Below are 17,772 nucleotides of genomic sequence, written 5' to 3'. Positions count from 1 at the left end.
GAAGTTCAGTATGTTCTTTTTCGATACATAAAGAAATTTCCTGTGCTAATAAATGATGAAGCGAGCAAGAATTATTTATAATCCTACTTCTGGGCGTGAGCTATTTAAGAAGAGCTTACCAGAAGTATTACAAAAATTAGAACAAGCTGGCTATGAGACATCTTGTCATGCGACAACGGGTCCTGGAGACGCTACTGTGGCGGCGAGGCAAGCTGCGGATCGTAAGTTTGATGTTGTTATTGCGGCTGGTGGCGACGGTACATTAAATGAAGTAGTAAACGGTTTAGTTGGGCATGAATTCCGTCCGAAATTTGGAATTATTCCAGTTGGAACGACAAATGACTTTGCACGTGCAATTGGTGTACCTCGTTCTATTGAAGAGGCAGCAGATATTATTTGCGAAGGAAAAACAGTGCCATTAGACCTTGGTAGAGCGAACGATACATATTTTATTAACATCGCTGGTGGCGGTCGTATTACAGAATTAACATACGAAGTACCGAGTAAGTTAAAGACAGTATTAGGACAACTTGCTTATTACCTAAAAGGTATCGAGATGTTACCATCATTGCATCCGACATATGTTGAAATTGAGTATGATGGAAAGTTACTACAAGAAGAAATTACGATGTTTTTAATTACGAATACTCGTTCAGTAGGTGGATTTGAAAAGGTAGCACCGTATGCATCTATTAACGATGGGTTATTTGACCTATTAGTACTGAAAAAAGGTTCTATCGCTGATTTAATTAAAGCAGCAACACAAGCACAACGTGGTGAACATATTAATAATCCAAAAGTGTTATATACACAAGCGAACCGAATTAAAGTACATTCACCAGATAAACTAATGATTAATTTAGATGGTGAGTATGGTGGAGATGCACCGATGGAATTCGAAAATATATATCATTGTTTAGAACTATTTGTTCCTGAACATCAAGAGGATGCCCTGTAAAGGCATCCTTTTTTACTTTGTTAAAATGAATTGTAAATTGGGAGTTAGTTTGATTTTTATGGTATTTTTACAATTCTTTTATTTTACATCCATATTTTATTGATACACTGGAGGAGATAAGAAACGAGAGGTAGGATGCTATGGAGAAGGTAAAAGCAATATTATTTGATAAAGATGGGACATTAATGGATTTTCATTCAATATGGATAAAAGTAGCTGAAGAACTTGTAGCTGAATGTATAAGTTTATATCATTTACCAAGTACAATAGGGCAGACCTTATTAGAAGAGATTGGTGTAGAGGGAGCATTTGTTAATCCGAGGAGTGCAATAGCTGCTGGAACAAGCCTTGATGTAGCGAAGGGGCTTTGTAATTATATTGAGTCTGCTAGAGAAGAAGAGATGCACCATTGGGTAAGTGAGAAGTTATTTTCCCTTATGTATGAGCATCGTTCGCATATGAAAATGACAGCAGATTTACCGAAAGTGTTACAGGCATTAAAAGATAAAGGATTTATATTAGGGGTTGTCACGGCAGATGATTTCGCACCAACAGAATTATTTTTAAAACAATATAAGTTGGAGAACTTTTTTGATTATATTATAGCCTCGGATACATTCCCTGCGCAAAAACCAGATAAAAAGATTATAGAAGTGTTTTGTGAGAAATTTAATTTAGAATCATGTGAGGTTGCGGTTGTTGGAGATACGCCAACTGATTTACATTTAGCCAAAAATGGCGATTGCTATGCAATTGGGGTGCTATCTGGTACGGGAGACCGTCCAACATTAGAACCACTTGCTGATTTAGTGTTAGATTCTGTTGGAGAGTTTATTTCTCAATCGGGTGAGTTTTTCTGGGAGAAAGAAAAGTCTAATGTGTAAGGAAAATAAGTCTATAAAGACTCTTAATGAGTCTTTATAGACTTATTTTTTATGCCTGGATACAAAGAATATAGGATAAATGCTAGAAAAGAAAGTTGGCATACATTTTGCAATAAAAAGAGAAAACAATGTAAAGAAAAGGATGGGGTACGCAATGAACACAAAAAAATTTGCTAAAGTAAATGAACAAATTCCAGGACCGAAAGCGGCATCTTTATTAGAACGCCGTCAAAATATAGTACCAAAAGGAGTAAGTAACGGCATCCCAACGTTTGTACAATCTGCCAATGGTGCTCTTGTAACGGATGTTGATGGTAATCAGTACATTGATTTTGCAGGAGCAATTGGGACAATTAACGTAGGGCATTGTCATCCAACGGTTAAAGAAGCGCTCCATAAACAAGTCGATCAATACATTCATACTGGATTTAATGTCATGATGTATGAGCCATATATTGAATTAGCGGAAAAGCTTGCGGCATTGGCACCGGGAAGTTTCGATAAGCAAGTCCTCTTTTTAAATAGTGGTGCAGAAGCAGTTGAGAACGCGGTGAAGATCGCTCGTAAATATACGAAGAGACCTGGTATTATCGCATTTTCTAAAGGTTTCCACGGGCGTACATTAATGACAATGACGATGACAAGTAAAGTGAAGCCATATAAATTTGGGTTTGGTCCCTTTGCTCCAGAAGTATATAAAGCGCCATTTCCATACGAATACCGTCGCCCAGAGGGATTAACGGAAGAGCAGTATGATGATTTTATTATTGAAGAGTTTAAGAACTTCTTCATATCGGAAGTAGCACCAGAAACAATCGCAGCTGTTGTAATGGAACCTGTTCAAGGGGAAGGTGGATTTATCGTCCCAAGTAAGAAATTTGTTCAAGAAGTACGCCGCATTTGTTCAGAGAACGGCATTTTATTTGTAGCGGATGAAATACAAACAGGCTTTAGTCGTACAGGAAAATATTTTGCAATTGATCACTATGATGTCGTTCCAGATTTAATTACAGTGTCTAAATCATTAGGGGCTGGTGTACCGATAAGTGGTGTCATTGGACGTAAAGAAATTATGAATGAATCTGCACCAGGTGAACTTGGTGGAACGTATGCAGGAAGTCCATTAGGATGTGCGGCAGCATTAGCAGTACTGGATGTAATAGAAAAAGAGAATTTAAATGATAGAGCGATAGAATTAGGAAAAGTCGTAATGAACCGATTCGAAGAGATGAAAAATAAATATCATTGCATTGGTGATGTGCGTGGGTTAGGAGCAATGTGTGCATTTGAGGTCGTTCAAGACCGTAAGACGAAAGCACCTGACAAAACGTTAACGGCTAATCTATGTGCAGAAGCAAATAAGCGTGGGTTACTGTTATTATCAGCAGGAACATATGGAAATGTTATCCGTGTGTTAATGCCTTTAGTTATTACAGATGAGCAACTTGAAGAAGGTTTAACAATAATTGAAGAATCATTGCAAGCTTGTTATGAGCAAACAAACATAGCTCGTGTTTAAAAACTGAAGGATAAATAGCAAACATTCTAGCTGACTCTATATTAAATACAGAAAATTCACTTTATAATAAAGGTAGTGAAGTGGATCGATGGATTTGAAGTTAGGGGTGGCTAGGATGGTTGCAGAAAAGGAACGAGTTTTAATGGATTTAAAAGATGTATTTGAATATGCGTTTGACGAAATTTTTGTTACAGATGAGCAGGGAATCGTTGTGCGTGTAAATAGTACATGTGAAAGGCACTACCAACTAGCTGCCGAAGAGTTAGTGGGTAAGCATGTAAAAGAACTACAAAAGGATGGAATCTTTTATCCATCAGCGACATTAGAAGTGATTGAAAAAAAGAGGCCAATTGAACTCGTTCAAACTACAAAATCAGGAGAGTATTTACACGTTCGTACAAGGCCTGTTTTTGATGATGAGGGAAATTTAAGAAGAGTGATTAGTTATTCTCGGGACCTTACTGAACTCTATCAATTACGTCAAAAGGTAGAGGAAATGGATAATCAGCTAAAAACATATAAAAAAGAATTAAGAGAAACATATGAGCATGAAGGACTTATTTTTAAAAGTCTAGCTATGCAAAAAATAGTCGATACAATTAAAAAAGTATCTGTAGTGGATAGTACTGTTCTCGTTTTAGGCGAAACTGGAGTTGGGAAAAGTCGATTAGTACGCCATTTACATGAAGTGAGTCACCGTAAGAATGAAAGTTTCTATGAAATTAATTGTGCGGCATTGCCAACTAATTTAATTGAATCAGAGCTTTTTGGATATTCAGGTGGATCTTTTACAGGTGCGAATCGTGAAGGGAAAAAGGGACTATTAGAATCCGCGCATAAAGGAACTCTTTTTTTAGATGAAATCGGTGAAATGCCGATTGAAATTCAAGCGAAGCTTTTGCAAGTATTGCAAGAAAAAACATTTCGTCCTATAGGCGGAAGAGAATTAAAAAAAGTGGATGTTCGAATTGTGGCAGCAACAAATAGAGATTTAAGTGAGATGGTGAAACAAGGAACATTTCGGAAAGATTTATACTATCGTTTGAATGTCATTCCAATTGCAATTCCCCCGCTTAGGGAAAGGACAGAAGATATTTTACCGCTTATTTATCATTACTTGCAGCACTTTAATAAAAAATACGGACGTGATGTGAAACTAGCGCCGAGTACGTTACAAATGTTTGTTGGATATCCGTGGGAAGGAAACAATAGAGAAATAGAGAATGTAATTGAGAGAATTGTTATTACTGTCGATGATGTTGTAACGGTAGAGGATTTGCCACTCTCTATGCAAGAGGCTGCAGTTGAACAATCGGGGCAAAGCCTTTATAAAATGCTGGAAGAGGTAGAGAGAAATATTATTCTTAAAGCGTATAAAACGTATGGATCAAGTTATAAAGTAGCTGAGTTTTTGCAAATTAGTCAATCTGCTGCTACTAGGAAAATTAAGAAGTTCATAGAGGAGGAAGAAAACATTGGATAAAAAGGCGACTTTCGTAAGTATAGATAGAAAGGCGATGTATATAAATGGTGAGTGGATTACACTACAAGAACAAATTGAAGTAAATAATCCTGCGACGAAGGAAATATTTGCAACTGTACCAAAAGGCGGAGTAACAGAGGCAAAGCAAGCTGTTGATGCTGCACATGAAGCTTTTAAAACGTGGTCTAAGTTAACGGCAGCAGATCGTGCAACGAAGTTAAAAAAGTGGTTCATGCTTATTGATAAAAATAAAGAAGAGATCGCAGCGATTATGACGAAGGAACAAGGAAAGCCGTTTGCAGAAGCGCTTGGTGAAGTAAATTATGCAAATAGTTTTGTTGAATGGTATGCAGAAGAAGGGAAACGTGTGTATGGTGAAATGATTCCTGCTGCTCATCCGAATAAGCGCATTTTAGTTATGAAGCAACCAGTTGGCGTTATGGCAGCTATTACACCTTGGAACTTCCCAGCTGCTATGATTACGAGAAAGGTAGCCCCAGCGCTTGCAGCAGGCTGTACAGCCGTTGTGAAACCGGCAAGTCAAACGCCGCTAACTGCATTAAAATTAGCTGAATTAGCTCATGAAGCGGATATTCCAAAGGGTGTAATTAATATCGTAACAGGTAGTGCAAAAGCAATTGCTGATACATGGATGGAAGATAGTCGCGTTCGAAAAGTGTCCTTTACAGGGTCAACGGAAATTGGGAAAGAGTTAATGGCTAGTGCGGCGCAAACGATGAAAAAAGTTTCACTTGAGTTAGGTGGTCACGCTCCGTTTATCGTAATGAATGATGCAGATTTAGATAAAGCAGTAGAAGCGATGATTGGTTCGAAATTCCGTAACGCAGGACAAACGTGTATATGTACAAACCGAGTATTCGTTCAAGAAGAAGTATACGAAGTATTTGTAGAGAAGTTCCAAAGGGCAGTAGGGCAGTTGAAAGTAGGAGACGGTTTCGGTGACGGAACGACTGTCGGACCACTTATTGATGAGAATGCAGTTTCAAAAGTACAAGAACATATTGAAGATGCTATTCAAAAAGGTGGAACCGTTTTATATGGGGGTGAAAAGGTCGCAGAGTTAGAGGGACATTTCATTCAACCGACTGTAATTGGGTTGGCAAATGATACGATGCTTTGTATGAATGAAGAAACATTTGGGCCAGTGGCACCAGTTGCGAAATTTAAAACAGTTGATGAAGTAATCGAACGTGCAAATAATACACCATACGGTTTAGCTGCGTATATTTTCACGAAAGACATTAGCCAAGCATTCCAAATTAGTGAAGCGTTAGAGTACGGTATTATCGGTCTAAATGACGGTCTTCCATCAGTTGCACAAGCACCATTCGGTGGCTTTAAAGAAAGTGGTATCGGCCGTGAAGGAGGCCATTTCGGCATCGAGGAATATTTAGAAATTAAATATATTTCATTAGGACTATAAGTAGTATACTAGAATCTCTATAAGGTAACAGAGAAGGAGATTCTAGTATGGTATATTGGCTATTATTACTTGTTACAATTATTTTTGAAGTGGCTGGAACAATTGCGATGAAACTATCAAATGGTTTAACAAAGCTCGTTCCAAGTGTATTGATTTTCGTATTTTATGGAATTTGCTTCAGTGTGTTCGCCATCGTTGTGAAGAAGATTCATTTAAGTATTGCTTATGCTATTTGGTCTGGCGTTGGAACATTACTTATTACAATCATTAGTGTGTACTTTTTTAAAGAGCATATTAGTTTATTTCAAGCATTTTGTATTCTTTTTATTGTTTTGGGTGTCATTGGGCTTAAGGTTTCATCGGCATCCTGAAAGCTATCTTTTGTAGAAGATAGCTTTTTTCTATTTGTGCAGTTAGCAATTAATACGACAAAATATGACAAGAAAGAGTAAAGCGTTTTGTTATAATACATATGAAATATTGTCTTATGTGGAGGAAAGAGTATGTTAAAAAAGGTAAGTCAAATTGTTTTAATTTTTGGCATAGCTTTTAGTTTAAGTGCTTGCACTGAGACTAAAGATAGTAATGAAAGTAAACAAGAAGATGTTCAAGATAAAGTGTATAAAATAGGGGAGACAGTAGACGTAGATGGTTTGCAAGTAACTATCGATTCAGTTAAATTAGGATATCCGGATTATGATGAGGATAAAAAGAAAGAGGAGATTTTGGGGATTATTTTCAAAGTAGAAAATAATAGTAAAAAGGAAATACCTTTTGCATTTTATGAATTTGAGATTACCGATAAGAAAGGTACAAGATTTAAAGAATATAATAACCCTGATAGCTTTATTAGTAAAAAGTTAGCACCAGATGAAAAAATTCAAGATATCATGCTATTTGACGTAGCGAAAGAAAATACGTATATCGCTACGTATAGACCGGAGTTTACGCGTGAAAATAGAACGATAAAATTTGAATTGAAACCAAATAAATAAAGAAACACATTGGATTATCCAATGTGTTTCTTTATGGTAATAGATTTAAAACGCCCAGTTACCTTTACGGAAGATAGGCTCATGTCTGCCATCAGCAGTAATACCGTCAATATCAAGCTCAGCTGATCCAATCATAAAGTCGTTGTGTGTGATACTAGCGTTTGCGCCGTTTTCAGCAAGTTCTTCTTTAGACATTGTTTTTCCGCCAACTAAGTTAAATGCGTAAGCATTTCCAATCGCAAGGTGGCAAGATGCATTTTCGTCAAATAGTGTATTGTAGAATAAAACATTTGTGTTTGAAATTGGTGAGTCATGAGGTACTAAAGCTACTTCCCCTAAGAAGTGAGAACCTTCATCTGTTTCTACTAAATGTTTTAAAGCTTCTTCACCAGCTTCAGCTTTATAGTCTACGATACGTCCGTTTTCAAATGTTAACGTGAAATTATCGATAATATTACCTGCAAATACTAACGGTTTTGTACTAGAAACTTGGCCGTTTACACCTGTTTTAAGTGGCATTGTAAATACTTCTTCAGTTGGAATATTAGCCATAAATGGTACGTTCTTTTCATTTAAGCTACCAGCACCAGCCCATACATGTTTTTCTGGAAGTTCGATTGTTAAATCTGTTCCAGGACCTGTATAGTGAAGAGCTTTATAATGCTTTTCGTTTAAGTAATCCACTTTTGTATGTAATGTTTCATCATGTTCTTTCCATGCTTCTACAGGGTTTTCTAAATCAGCACGAGTAGCTTTGAAAATAGCATCCCATAACTTTGCTTCTTGTTCTTCTGGCGCTACGTCAGGGAATACTTTCGCAGCCCATTCTTTCGTAGGAACAGAAATGACACACCAACTTACTTTATCTGCTTGTACGTAATCACGGTATACTTTCATTGCTTCTCCAGCTACTTTATGAGCTGTTGCGATACGCGATGGTTCTACACCTTTTAATAAATCAGGGTTTTCTGCATAGATAGACATAAATGCAGCGCCTTCTTTTGCTAATTCTTCACGAGCATGTGCTTTCCAAGATGGAAATTCAGCGAAAGCTTCTTCAGGAGCTAGATCGAATTTTAAGCGTGTTAACGTCTCATCATTCCAATCTACATATACGTGTTTTGCACCAGATTTATATGCTTTTTCTGTAACGAGGCGTACAAATTGTACAGCTTCAAGAGGTGCACTAATTGATAAAGTTTGTCCAGGTTGAATATTAACACCAACATTAACTGCAAGAGCAGCATATTTCTCTAACGTTTGTTCAAATGACATATGTATAATCTCCTTTAATTTGAAAGATTTCTTACTATATATAATACAAGAAAATTCTAAAAATATATATAAATATAAAGTAAAAAGAGAGCTCAAAATGTATTGAGCTCTTATATTTACTTAATTGAAGAAGCAAACTGCTCTACAGTCGTTGTATGGTGTATACGAACGCGCTTCATCTTTAACAATTCATCAGGTTCACCCTTCGTAATGAATTGGCCAGGCTTTGTCGTCGTCGCAAATTGATAATACTTCTTCGTTTCTGTAACAACCTTATCATCTACATGACCGAATGGATAAGCAATCGCGATAACAGGCTTACCTGTTATTTTTTCTAGCTTTTCTTTTGAACCTTTTAACTCTTCCTCATAGTTTGTAATTTTCGGTAAGTCTGCATGTGTTGCAGTATGAGATTGCACCGAGAAAATGCCGGAATCAACCATTTCTTTTATTTCAGAAGTAGACAATGCTCCTTCTACATCAACGTTATCAACAATCATATATTCTGTTGCTGCCGGTTTAAAAGTATCATCTTTTAGCTTTTGTAAAATGCGAAATGCATTCATATTATTTTTCATACCGTCATCAAATGTAACAAAAATCGGCTTATTTACTTTATTTATATCGCCCCAGCGTTCAAACGTTAAAAGCGTATAACCATTATCCTTTAAATATTTTATTTGTGCTTCAAAGTTAGCTGGTGATACGAATAAGTCTTTAATACCTTGACCATGATAATCATCGATTGCGTGATACATAAGAACAGGAACCTTTTGTTCGAAAGTAATAGTAGATTTCGTAAGCGGGATTGTTTTCCCATCTTCTTTCATTCCTGTTGCTTCAATTTGGAACTCACCGCGTTTTCCTTCAAATTCTTTTATGTCAAAAGGAATTGTAAATTGTTTCTCCTTTTCTTTAGAAGAAAAAGATTTAGCACGTTCCTTTCCATCAGCTGTGCGCCAAATTTTATATTGTACTTCATTTAAAGAATCTTTTAAGTCTGTAATATGAATACTTGTGTTTGTAGATTCGTGTGTGATGGGAGTATAAGAAATTTTACCTTGTTCGTGTAGAGTCTCTTTTTGTATAGCTACTTCTTGAACCTTTTTCTCTTTTTTAGGTTCTTGGCTTACATTGCTAGTATTGCAGCCTGCTAGAATGGCAGACGTACATAAAGCAATTGCTGCGTATTTTCTCATAAAAATCACCTTCTATTGTGTAGTATGTTGCATATTGACATTAAAATCCCCACCGCTATAAGAGTGGTGGGGATATACCCTTGTTCATCATATCATTTGAAGAAAATGAGGGGAATATGATTTTTAGGAGGCTATTAAGGTAATAGATTAGTGACTTTGAATAGATGTATTTTTTTGTTTCTTATTAGAATTAATAATAATATAACCGACTACAAAGATAAGAGGAATAATGAAGACATAGATAGGCATTCCCCATACATAATAGCTTTTCAGCGTTAAGACTAGTAAATGTAAGAAATCGAAAAGGGCGTGAATTTTCATAAGGTCCTCCAATGTTTTTTTACAAATTATAACATTTAATACTTGTTATTTGTATAATTTGGAAAGTGATTTAAGCTAATTTTAAAGTAAGAAGAAGACTTATTAATATGCAATTTTGCATACAGATATGGATTTTATTAAAATATAAAGATTTTATACTATAATAAAAACCGCTATAAAACTAAGTAAGAACAATGTATGGAGTGGAGAATAGAAATGAAATATAAAAAAATAATATATATCTTTTTCATATCACTATTTATAGTTGGTTGCCAAAGTGAAGTGAGTAAAGCGAATAGTGTGGAAGAGTATATTCCATCGCATCTTATGAATGCGGAAGTGACGGCGGATATTATGACACTAGAGATGGAACCAGATACTCTTAAAAAGGTAGGGAGTATTGGTCAAAGAATGAGAGAGCATCTAGCGAGTAATATGGAATGGTATTTAAAATATGTAGAAGAACATGCAGAGAAAAAAAGTTTTCCATATCACCCTAATTTCGGTGTTACAAAAGAAGAGTATGAGTTTGTACTAAATGCAATTGATCAAAGTAAATTGGTTAATACAAAAGATGGAAAGCTGAAATTTAAGAAAAAAAATGATCATGAAGTAGAGATTTTTTCAAGTGAAAGTATAAAGCTCCTTAAATATGTAGTTATTAATACGAAGAAGAATACAGTAAAAACATCTCTAGGCGAATGTGAATATTTTGGAGAAATACTGGCGTCACCAGAACAGAAGTTAACTGGTCCTTGGCACGGAAAACAATGGATGTTAAAAAAAGATGATTTAATATATATATTTTCTTTAGGGAAAATGGAAGCAGAAAATAAATCAATTATTGATATTTCGGTGAAAGGTAAATATAAGGGGGAAATTATTAATAAGGAAGAGGCATTAGAGTTTTCTTCAGTTTCTTAAATGATGATAATAAAAAAATCACCTTGCTGTCTAAGCAAAGGTGATTTTTTATTAAATAAACAATCCAGCGATTGTCGCAGATAAAATAGAAGCAAGTGTTGATGCAAATAGCATTTTCCAACCAAATTTAGAAACAACGCTTCCTTGTTTTTCAGAAAGGGCACGGATTGTACCAACGATTGCACCAATTTGGCTAATACTTGCGAAGCTAATTAAGAATACTGTAACGATTCCAACTGTACGTGGAGCTAATGTTGTAGCTGTGTCTTTTAAATCAAGGATTGCTACAAACTCGTTTAAAACAATCTTCGTACCCATAATACCACCAGCTGGGATAATATCTTGAGTTGGAATACCCATTAAGAATGCGAATGGAGAAAGTACGTAACCGAAGATTTGTTGTAAAGTAACAGCATGTCCCATTGCGCCTGAAGCTGCACTAATTACGTAGTTTACAACTTCCATCACACCGATAAAGGCGATCATTAATGCGGCAACGATACCAGCTACTTTTAAACCATCAAGCGCACCGTTAATCATTGCGCCGATAAAGCTGTCTCCGAATAGAGTTCTATCAAATTTCTGAATCACTTCATCTTCTTTCTTCGTATCAACTGGTGTTAATAACGAACAAACGATTAAGCTTGAGAATAAGTTTAGCGGAAGAGCTGCTAGTACGTATTTTGCATCTAACATCATTACGTATGATGCTGTAACAGAAGCAGAAACGGAGCTCATCGCAGAACAACAAATGATAAACATACGGTTTTTATTGAAATGCTGTAAATCGTTTTTAATAACGATTAATGCTTCACTTGAACCGAAGAATACAGAGTTTACTGCGTGGAATGACTCAACGCGTGGTAAACCAGTAATTTTTGAAATTGCACCGCCGACAACGCGAACGATGAATGGTAAAACACCTAAATAACTAAAGATTGAAAGTAGTGCTGAGAAAAATACGATGATTAATAATACGTTTAAGAAAAAGACAAAATCTCTGTGAATTCCATTAAAGAGAAAATCGACACCTGTCGTACCAAGTTTAATTAGTTTGTTGAAAACTTTACTAATGAAAATAATGATTTGTTGACCAATCTTTGTAGCAAACATAAACCAACCGATTAAAATTTGGAAACCAATCATAATTGCAATTGCACGGAAGTTGATTTTACTTTTGTTGTTTGACAAAGCAAAACATAAACCTAACACGGCAATAATACCGATAATGCTCATTACATATTGCATGTAGTTGCCCCTTTCAGAAGTTCGTATAAAGTTTGTACATAAAACGCTCGTTATATTACTAAAAATAAAGGAATGAGGTTTTATGTCATACGTAAGATGTCTGACCTTTTAGAAAAATAAAAATAAAAAAAGACCCATATGGATTCACTTTCATCTATGAGAGAAAGCTAATCAATATGAGTCCTTTTTTGCGCATAGGCTAATATTCATTAGTTTTCCCCATAGTCCAGCAATTTAAGGTTGCCGGGTAGAAACTCTCGATCCATATTATCAAGTATATATGAGGTAACATCGTCCGTATTAAATTAGTAGTAGCGTAACATTAACAGAGAAGTATCGTCAATAGCTTTTTTTCTTCCAATAGAAAAAGACCATATAAGTATGATAAAATGTAACGCAGTGTTATGAAAAAGAGAGGTCGGAAAATGAGTACTAAAATGACGCCACCAGTTGAGAAAAACGAGTTTATAGATGTAGTATTTGAAGATTTAACACATGATGGTGCCGGTGTTGCGAAAGTAAAGGGCTATCCTATTTTCGTTAAAAACGGATTACCAGGTGAAGAAGCGCAAATTAAAATTATTAAAGTGAAGAAAAACTTCGCATTTGGTCGTTTAATGAAGCTTCATACAGAAAGTCCATATCGTAAAGATGCTGAATGCCCAGTATATAATCAGTGCGGCGGTTGTCAGCTTCAGCACTTAACTTATGAAGGACAATTACAAGCGAAAGAAAAACAAGTACGTGACGTTATGCAGCGCATCGGAGGACTAGGCGATGTTCCTGTTCATCCTGTACTTGGTATGAAGAATCCGTGGGTATACCGCAATAAAGCACAAGTACCAATCGGAGAACGTGAAGGTGGGCTTGTAGCTGGTTTCTATCGCCAAGGAACGCATGACATCATTAATATGGAATCATGCTTAATTCAGGCAGAAGAAAACGATACATTAATTCAAGAAGTAAAACGTATTTGTGAAAAGCATGGTATCACTGCGTACAACGAAGAACGTAACAAAGGAACACTTCGTCACGTAATGGCTCGTTATGGACAAGTAACAGGGGAAATTATGCTTGTCTTCATTACACGTACAGCAGAACTACCAAACAAAAAAGCAATTATTGAAGAAATTGCAGCGAAATTTCCAGAAGTAAAATCGATTGTTCAAAACGTAAATACGAAGCGTACGAATGTAATTTTCGGAGATAAAACGACAGTACTGTACGGATCAGAATATATTTATGACTTTATCGGTGACATTAAATTTGCGATTTCAGCACGTTCATTCTATCAAGTAAACCCAGAACAAACGAAAGTGCTATACGATAAAACGTTAGAATTCGCAAAATTAAACGGTAACGAAACAGTAATTGATGCCTATTGCGGAATCGGATCAATCTCTTTATTCCTAGCGCAAAAAGCGAAAAAAGTGTACGGCGTTGAAATCGTCCCAGAAGCAATCGAAGACGCAAACCGAAACGCAGCACTAAACAACATGACAAACGCTGAATTTGGTGTAGGAGAAGCAGAAGTAGTCATTCCAAAATGGTACAAAGAAGGCGTAATTGCTGACACAATGGTCGTAGACCCACCACGTAAAGGCTGTGACGAAGCATTACTAAACACAATCATCGACATGAAGCCAAACCGCGTCGTATACGTATCATGTAACCCAGCAACATTAGCTCGTGATTTAAAAGTACTAGAAGAAGGCGGATATAAAACAAAGGAAGTACAACCTGTTGATATGTTCCCGCATACGACGCATGTGGAGTGTGTGGCTTGGCTTAAGTTAGTATAATAGGAAAGCAGTTGATATAGAAAAAATCTATACCACCTGCTTTTTGGTTTACAAAAATACCATTCATAAGCGATTTTAGTTAAAATAAATATTGCTGATTTTCACAAATTATAAATTGAGATTTTGAAATTGTATTCATAGTGAGAGGATTTGAATTTGAAATGATAGATAATTTTTGGCGTGAATTACCACGACCATTTTTCGTACTTGCACCAATGGAAGATGTGACAGACGTTGTTTTCCGTCACGTAGTAAGTGAAGCTGGTCGTCCGGACGTATTCTTCACAGAGTTTACAAACTCGGATAGCTATTGTCATCCAGAAGGTATGAAAAGTGTACGTGGCCGTTTAATTTTTACAGAAGATGAACAACCGATGGTGGCACATATTTGGGGAGACAATCCCGAATACTTCCGTCAAATGAGTATCGGTATGGCAGAGCTAGGATTTAAAGGCATCGATATTAACATGGGTTGCCCTGTACCGAACGTAGCATCAAGAGGAAAAGGTAGTGGTCTTATTCTACGTCCAGACGTTGCGGCAGAACTTATTCAAGCAGCAAAAGCGGGCGGACTACCTGTCAGTGTAAAAACAAGACTTGGCTTTAAAGAGTTAAGCGAGTGGGAAGATTGGTTAACGCACATTTTTAAACAAGATATTGCAAACCTTTCTATTCATTTACGCACAAGAGAAGAAATGAGCCAAGTAGATGCGCACTGGGAACTAATTCCGGAAATTAAAAAATTACGTGACCGCATTGCACCAAATACGTTAATAACAATCAATGGAGACATCCTTGATCGTAAAATGGGACTGGAACTTGCTGAAAAATACGGCATTGATGGCGTAATGATCGGACGAGGCATCTTCAAAAATCCATTTGCTTTTGAAAAAGAGCCAAGAGAGCATAGCAGCAAAGAACATCTAGATCTTTTAAGACTACAACTTGATTTACAAGATCAATATGCAGAAGTACTGCCACGCTCAATCACAGGGCTTCACCGCTTCTTCAAAATTTATGTGAAGGGCTTCCCAGGAGCTGCGGAATTGAGAAATCAATTGATGAGCACGAAGTCGACGGATGAGGTGCGAGCTTTGTTGGATAAGTTTGAGGATAGTGCTGGTGAGGCTAGGGATAGTGAAACGGTTTAACTTTTAAGCAGTTAAATCATTTCATATGTAGTGCATGACATGAGTGAGTTGAAAATAAGTGCAGAGCTGGAAAAGAACAGTGTATTTGAGAAATCAAAGCACTGTTTTTTTCTTTTAGTTAATGTTAAGAGAGAAATCTTTTTATAGGCATATAAAAAACATGTAAGAGCTCTGTAGATACAATGATAGAGAAAAGTTCGGGTAAGACTATAAAACATATCTTTAAAATGTTAAAGTATTAATTTAGCGGACAATAACTAAAAGGTTAGATTAAACATGATAATTTAAAGCAGGTTATAGCATAAACTTTAACCGCTGAATAAATAATCAACATTTCAGGAGGAAACCCAATGGCAATGAGCAACAACGATATATTAAAAAGAGTACGATACGCTTTAGACATAAGAGATATAGATATGGTAGAAATCTTTAAACTTGGCGGGATGGAAGTAACGAAAGAAGACGTAGTTGATATGCTTACAAAAATAAAGAGGGCTCCTCAGCATGAAGCTGAAAATGATGAGGTAGCTGAAGATGAGTACGTAAAAACATGCGATATGATGATGTTAGAGGCATTTTTAAATGGATTTATTACTTTAAAAAGAGGAAAGCAAGATCCGAAACCAGGACAACCGACACCTGTACAAAGCAAGGAGAGTGCCAATAACCTTCTTCTAAAGAAAATGAAAATCGCACTATCTTTAACGAGTGAGGATGTACTTGATATATTAGATAGCGTGGGCGTTACGGTAACAAAAGGAGAGTTAGGCGCTCTGTTAAGAAAAAAAGGCCATAAAAATTACAAAGAGTGCGGCGATAAATACGCAAGGAATTTCATTAAAGGATTAGCTGTAAAGTATAGAGGATAATGAGTTCGTTAAAGCAGTAAATGATATAATAGGTAGAGTAGGACGTTTGTATCCTACTCTTTTTTATTTGTAAAAATACTATGCTAGGTGATGAAATGGTACATACATATTTAGGTGAGACAATTAATTTTCATATAACTTATAAGAAGAAAAAGTCCGTGCGTCTTTTTGTAGATTCATACGGAAATGTGGAAGTGCAAGCTCCGAAAGGAACACCTGTTGAATACTTAGTCCAGTTGCTAGAGGAGAAGTGGGATTGGATTCAGACAACACGTAAGGAAATGCAGGAGCGAGCGCATGGACCACAGGAAAAGGATTACGATCAAGGAGAGGGCTTTTTGTATTTAGGGAATACGTATCCGATACAGATTTCCCAAGATATAAGCATTGAGCAAGACAATGCGATTTTTGAAGGGGATAAGTTACATATTTATGTAAAAGAGCTAAAGGATGAGAAAATACAGCAAGCTTTAAAACGATTTTATTATAAGCAGTGTAAAACTTTAGTAGAGAAGAGTATTAAAGCGCATCAAAGTAACTTTAAGACAAAACCACGTTCTATTCGTATTACAGATAGTAGTCGTACTTGGGGTACTTGCGATTCGAATTTACAACTAACATTCAATTGGAAGCTAGCAATGGCACCACAGCGAGTAATTGACTATGTAGTCGTTCATGAAATGTGTCATATGGTTCATTTAAATCATGATCGCTCTTTTTGGCGTCTTGTCGGGAAGATAATGCCTGATTATAAAGAAATGGAGAATTGGTTAGCCTTATCTAGTTGGAAAATGACGGTCTAATGTTGCGCTTTGTATAGGTTGCAATTATTGTCAATCTTTGTCGGTAAGTCGATATATTTCGAAAATCGCTGATATATTTGGAGTTGCGCCGATATATTTCGAAAACCGCCGATATATTTGGAGTTGCAATCGATATGTTCAATGAAGAGAAAGTAAAAGGAGATGTCATAGCAGGCATCTCCTTTTTTCGAGTATATAGATTATCGTCCAAACTTCACAACAAAATCCCCATCCACTTTCGCCATCTCATACCCACGATACCCCTCCGAAAGCAAAGCCTGCTGTCCACTAGCATCACTCATTAGAATACTTTGAACATCTGTCCAATCGTTTTCCTTATCTCTGCGCAATTCCTTCACAAAAACATACCGCAGACTACCACCATACTTCTCCTTCAGCGCAGCAATCTCCATCCCTTGCGCAAACTTATCCTTCAAGCTCGGAATGTTAAAAGGAGCAACGGTGCAGCATACATAATCATATTTGCTATCTTCTTTTTGTAATTCGTCCATGATGACGTTTGCTAATATTTTTTGCATCCCATTTCCTCGACAGTTCGGGTGAACGTTTGAGATTTCTTGATAGATGACGCGGTGTAGTTCACTTTCTGGCAAACCAATATCGAGCCCTAAATGTTCATCATCGATAGGAGGGACGAGTAGAGCGCGAAATGCGATGAGTTCGTTTTCGATAAAAGCACCGATCATCATGCCGTTTCCTTCTAGAATGTATTGAAATTCTTCTTGTGAGAGTGGTTGTAAACGACTTTTATCTTCTAGTGCTTCAACTACAATGTTTTGTAGTGATAAGATTTGCTCGATATGCTCTAGTGATAGTAATGTAACGTGAAATGATTCGTTATTTTGTTTTAATGTTCCTTCGTATAGAACCGTCATA

Annotated in this window: 17 protein-coding genes and 1 riboswitch; of the genes, 12 read left to right on the top strand and 5 right to left on the bottom strand. The window is 36.4% G+C overall.

The window, feature by feature from the left end:
- Positions 1–52 precede the first annotated feature (52 nt).
- From MR143_RS17430 to MR143_RS17400, 7 genes are all read left to right on the top strand, one after another.
- On the top strand, positions 53–958 hold the full coding sequence (locus MR143_RS17430) for a diacylglycerol kinase (protein WP_000977679.1): 906 nt from the start codon (positions 53–55) through the stop codon (positions 956–958).
- A gap of 140 nt (positions 959–1,098) precedes the next feature.
- On the top strand, positions 1,099–1,842 hold the full coding sequence (locus tag MR143_RS17425) for an HAD family hydrolase (RefSeq protein ID WP_000416660.1): 744 nt from the start codon (positions 1,099–1,101) through the stop codon (positions 1,840–1,842).
- A 154-nt stretch (positions 1,843–1,996) separates the two neighbouring features.
- Complete coding sequence (gene gabT / locus MR143_RS17420) at positions 1,997–3,361, top strand: 4-aminobutyrate--2-oxoglutarate transaminase (RefSeq protein WP_002163831.1); 1,365 nt, start codon at positions 1,997–1,999, stop codon at positions 3,359–3,361.
- Positions 3,362–3,476: 115 nt separating this feature from the next.
- Positions 3,477–4,844, top strand: coding sequence for a sigma-54 interaction domain-containing protein (locus MR143_RS17415; protein ID WP_000225140.1), 1,368 nt, complete (start codon positions 3,477–3,479; stop codon positions 4,842–4,844).
- Positions 4,837–6,288 (top strand): NADP-dependent succinate-semialdehyde dehydrogenase, encoded by a 1,452-nt coding sequence (gene gabD / locus MR143_RS17410; protein ID WP_000358140.1) that lies wholly within the window; start codon positions 4,837–4,839, stop codon positions 6,286–6,288. The genes MR143_RS17415 and gabD overlap by 8 nt, the downstream gene beginning before the upstream one ends.
- A gap of 47 nt (positions 6,289–6,335) precedes the next feature.
- A complete protein-coding gene (locus tag MR143_RS17405) occupies positions 6,336–6,659 on the top strand; it encodes a DMT family transporter (protein ID WP_000263262.1) in 324 nt (107 codons plus the stop codon).
- 132 nt (positions 6,660–6,791) lie between these two features.
- Positions 6,792–7,283 carry a DUF4352 domain-containing protein gene (locus tag MR143_RS17400; RefSeq protein ID WP_000915104.1) on the top strand — a complete coding sequence of 164 codons (492 nt, stop codon included), beginning with the start codon at positions 6,792–6,794 and terminating at the stop codon, positions 7,281–7,283.
- A gap of 45 nt (positions 7,284–7,328) precedes the next feature.
- Here MR143_RS17400 and MR143_RS17395 read toward each other — a convergent pair whose 3' ends face one another.
- The 3 genes from MR143_RS17395 to MR143_RS17385 all read right to left on the bottom strand — a co-directional run bounded on the left by MR143_RS17395 (position 7,329) and on the right by MR143_RS17385 (position 10,078).
- Complete coding sequence (locus MR143_RS17395; RefSeq protein WP_000007357.1) at positions 7,329–8,558, bottom strand: aminopeptidase; 1,230 nt, start codon at positions 8,556–8,558, stop codon at positions 7,329–7,331.
- 116 nt (positions 8,559–8,674) lie between these two features.
- Entirely contained in the window at positions 8,675–9,757 is a 1,083-nt protein-coding gene (locus tag MR143_RS17390) for a polysaccharide deacetylase family protein (RefSeq protein WP_001233732.1), read from the bottom strand.
- 147 nt (positions 9,758–9,904) lie between these two features.
- Positions 9,905–10,078 (bottom strand): hypothetical protein, encoded by a 174-nt coding sequence (locus MR143_RS17385; RefSeq protein WP_000690673.1) that lies wholly within the window; start codon positions 10,076–10,078, stop codon positions 9,905–9,907.
- Positions 10,079–10,294: 216 nt separating this feature from the next.
- Between MR143_RS17385 and MR143_RS17380 the strand changes: the two genes are divergently transcribed.
- Complete coding sequence (locus MR143_RS17380) at positions 10,295–11,002, top strand: hypothetical protein (RefSeq protein WP_000875609.1); 708 nt, start codon at positions 10,295–10,297, stop codon at positions 11,000–11,002.
- Between the two features lie 51 nt (positions 11,003–11,053).
- Here MR143_RS17380 and MR143_RS17375 read toward each other — a convergent pair whose 3' ends face one another.
- On the bottom strand, positions 11,054–12,250 hold the full coding sequence (locus MR143_RS17375) for a NupC/NupG family nucleoside CNT transporter (RefSeq protein WP_001200484.1): 1,197 nt from the start codon (positions 12,248–12,250) through the stop codon (positions 11,054–11,056).
- A gap of 202 nt (positions 12,251–12,452) precedes the next feature.
- A riboswitch (purine riboswitch) is annotated at positions 12,453–12,554 on the bottom strand.
- A gap of 121 nt (positions 12,555–12,675) precedes the next feature.
- Here MR143_RS17375 and rlmD point away from each other — a divergent pair.
- The 4 genes from rlmD (at position 12,676) to MR143_RS17355 (ending at position 16,875) form a co-directional block, all read left to right on the top strand.
- Positions 12,676–14,052, top strand: coding sequence for a 23S rRNA (uracil(1939)-C(5))-methyltransferase RlmD (rlmD, locus tag MR143_RS17370; RefSeq protein ID WP_199718170.1), 1,377 nt, complete (start codon positions 12,676–12,678; stop codon positions 14,050–14,052).
- Between the two features lie 161 nt (positions 14,053–14,213).
- Positions 14,214–15,203 (top strand): tRNA dihydrouridine synthase, encoded by a 990-nt coding sequence (locus MR143_RS17365; RefSeq protein ID WP_000566704.1) that lies wholly within the window; start codon positions 14,214–14,216, stop codon positions 15,201–15,203.
- A 350-nt stretch (positions 15,204–15,553) separates the two neighbouring features.
- A complete protein-coding gene (locus MR143_RS17360; RefSeq protein WP_001251729.1) occupies positions 15,554–16,072 on the top strand; it encodes a YehS family protein in 519 nt (172 codons plus the stop codon).
- 95 nt (positions 16,073–16,167) lie between these two features.
- Positions 16,168–16,875, top strand: coding sequence for a M48 family metallopeptidase (locus MR143_RS17355; protein WP_000233767.1), 708 nt, complete (start codon positions 16,168–16,170; stop codon positions 16,873–16,875).
- A gap of 200 nt (positions 16,876–17,075) precedes the next feature.
- On the opposite strand, the gene MR143_RS17350 is transcribed toward MR143_RS17355, so the two are convergent.
- Positions 17,076–17,771, bottom strand: coding sequence for a hypothetical protein (locus MR143_RS17350; RefSeq protein WP_000217550.1), 696 nt, complete (start codon positions 17,769–17,771; stop codon positions 17,076–17,078).
- Position 17,772: the final 1 nt, after the last annotated feature.

This window comes from Bacillus cereus group sp. BfR-BA-01347, assembly GCF_022663835.1.
Taxonomy (GTDB): domain Bacteria; phylum Bacillota; class Bacilli; order Bacillales; family Bacillaceae_G; genus Bacillus_A; species Bacillus_A thuringiensis_K.
This window is presented reverse-complemented; position numbering and strand designations above follow the sequence as displayed.

Coding starts and splice junctions, on each gene's coding strand:
- MR143_RS17385 (WP_000690673.1), bottom strand. CDS start 10,078: ATGAAAATTCACGCCCTTTTCGATTTCTTACATTTACTAGTCTTAACG.
- MR143_RS17375 (WP_001200484.1), bottom strand. CDS start 12,250: ATGCAATATGTAATGAGCATTATCGGTATTATTGCCGTGTTAGGTTTA.
- MR143_RS17400 (WP_000915104.1), top strand. CDS start 6,792: ATGTTAAAAAAGGTAAGTCAAATTGTTTTAATTTTTGGCATAGCTTTT.
- MR143_RS17390 (WP_001233732.1), bottom strand. CDS start 9,757: ATGAGAAAATACGCAGCAATTGCTTTATGTACGTCTGCCATTCTAGCA.
- MR143_RS17395 (WP_000007357.1), bottom strand. CDS start 8,558: ATGTCATTTGAACAAACGTTAGAGAAATATGCTGCTCTTGCAGTTAAT.
- rlmD (WP_199718170.1), top strand. CDS start 12,676: ATGAGTACTAAAATGACGCCACCAGTTGAGAAAAACGAGTTTATAGAT.
- MR143_RS17350 (WP_000217550.1), bottom strand. CDS start 17,771: ATGACGGTTCTATACGAAGGAACATTAAAACAAAATAACGAATCATTT.
- gabT (WP_002163831.1), top strand. CDS start 1,997: ATGAACACAAAAAAATTTGCTAAAGTAAATGAACAAATTCCAGGACCG.
- MR143_RS17365 (WP_000566704.1), top strand. CDS start 14,214: ATGATAGATAATTTTTGGCGTGAATTACCACGACCATTTTTCGTACTT.
- MR143_RS17355 (WP_000233767.1), top strand. CDS start 16,168: ATGGTACATACATATTTAGGTGAGACAATTAATTTTCATATAACTTAT.
- MR143_RS17415 (WP_000225140.1), top strand. CDS start 3,477: ATGGTTGCAGAAAAGGAACGAGTTTTAATGGATTTAAAAGATGTATTT.
- MR143_RS17380 (WP_000875609.1), top strand. CDS start 10,295: ATGAAATATAAAAAAATAATATATATCTTTTTCATATCACTATTTATA.
- MR143_RS17360 (WP_001251729.1), top strand. CDS start 15,554: ATGGCAATGAGCAACAACGATATATTAAAAAGAGTACGATACGCTTTA.
- MR143_RS17405 (WP_000263262.1), top strand. CDS start 6,336: ATGGTATATTGGCTATTATTACTTGTTACAATTATTTTTGAAGTGGCT.
- MR143_RS17430 (WP_000977679.1), top strand. CDS start 53: ATGATGAAGCGAGCAAGAATTATTTATAATCCTACTTCTGGGCGTGAG.
- MR143_RS17425 (WP_000416660.1), top strand. CDS start 1,099: ATGGAGAAGGTAAAAGCAATATTATTTGATAAAGATGGGACATTAATG.